Source organism: Mesorhizobium sp. M1A.F.Ca.IN.020.06.1.1 (genome assembly GCF_004023265.1).
Classification (GTDB): domain Bacteria; phylum Pseudomonadota; class Alphaproteobacteria; order Rhizobiales; family Rhizobiaceae; genus Mesorhizobium.
The window spans coordinates 1-1,356 of sequence record NZ_RZSR01001267.1 but is presented as its reverse complement, the minus strand read 5'-3'; the positions used below and the strand labels follow the sequence as shown (position 1 = coordinate 1,356).

At 68.6% G+C, this 1,356-nt stretch carries 1 protein-coding gene and 1 pseudogene; both read right to left on the bottom strand.

Annotated elements, in window-relative coordinates; genetic code table 11:
* Nucleotides 1–440: pseudogene (locus tag EOA60_RS33150) on the bottom strand (citrate/2-methylcitrate synthase); the annotation flags it as partial.
* The coding region (locus EOA60_RS33145; protein ID WP_164899776.1) for a CoA transferase at nt 437–1,356 on the bottom strand (920 nt) is incomplete at its 5' end. The pseudogene EOA60_RS33150 and the gene EOA60_RS33145, both read right to left, overlap by 4 nt.

Sequence of the window (1,356 nt, the reverse complement as noted above, 5' to 3'; positions counted from 1 at the left end):
GCGAAGAACCGGTCGAGCCGCGCACTCACCGCTTCGGCGAGGCTCGCGCCACCATCGATTGCGGCGGCGATGTTGCCATAGAAGGAAAGCGCCTGCTCGCCGGCCCCGCCATGCACGTCCCCCAGCACATTGATGGCGGAGGCCATGGCGTTGTTGATGCCGACGCCGCAGGTCGCCGCCATGCGCGCGATCGCGATCGACGGCGCCTGCGGGCCGTGGTCGACGGCGGCCCCGAGCGCGATGCCGAGCAGCGCCGCCTGATCGTCGCCCGGCAATTCGCCGCGCAGCATAAGCCAGATCATCGCCGGAAAGCTGACCCGGCCGATCAGATCCTGGATCTGGTAGCCGCGCAGCCGGATCACGCCGGGCTGCATCTCGATGATGCCGGTCCGCCACCACTCCTCGCCGCGGTCGCGGCCGGTCTTTTTGTCCGCGCTCATGCCCGCGCCCTCCCCTTGCCGCGCGCCGGCAAGCTGGCGAACACGTCGTCCATATGCGCGCCAAGACGTGGCGGAGGGCCGGCTGGCACGGGAGCCGCACCGTCGACCATAAAGCCGCCGCGCACCACCGTGAGCGGGTTGTCCATTCCCGGTATCTCCTGGAAGCGCGTCGTCATGCGGCGCTCGATGACCTGGCGTTCCTGCAGCACTTGCGGGATCGTCAGCACCCGCCCGGCCGGCACGCCGGCGCGGTTGAGCTTTTCTTCCCAGACCGCCGCAGGAGCGCCGGCAAGCGCGTCCTCGATGAGCGGCTTCAGCGCTGCCCGGTTCCCTTTGCGCGTCTCGCGTTCGGCGAAGCGCGGATCCGAAGCCAAGTCTGGGCGGCCGATCAAGCCGCAAAGGATCACGAACTGCTCCTGCTTGTTGGCGGCGATGTTGAGCAGGCCCTCGCCGGTGCGGAACGCGCCGGAGGGCGCGGCCGTCATGTTCTCGTTGCCCATGGCTTGAGGCTGGACGCCCGCCGTCAGATAGTTCGACACCGGCCATCCCAAGGCCGACAGCGTGCATTCGAGCATCGACACGTCGAGGAAGGCGCCTTCGCCGCTGGTCTTCTGCCGCACCAGCGCCGCAGCGATGGCGAAGGCCCCGACCAGTCCGCCCAGCGTGTCGGCGACCGGATAGCCGACGCGCAGGGGCGCCGTTTCCGGCGTGCCGGTGATGCTCATGATCCCGGACAGCCCCTGGATGATCTGATCATAGGCCGGGTTGCCACGCATCGGGCCGGTCTGGCCGAAACCCGATATCGCGCAATAGACGAGGCTTGGCCTAACCTCCTTCAGCTTCTCGTGGCCGAGGCCGAGCCGATCCATCACGCCCGGCCGGAAATTCTCGACCAATGCGTCCGCCGTTGCGACCA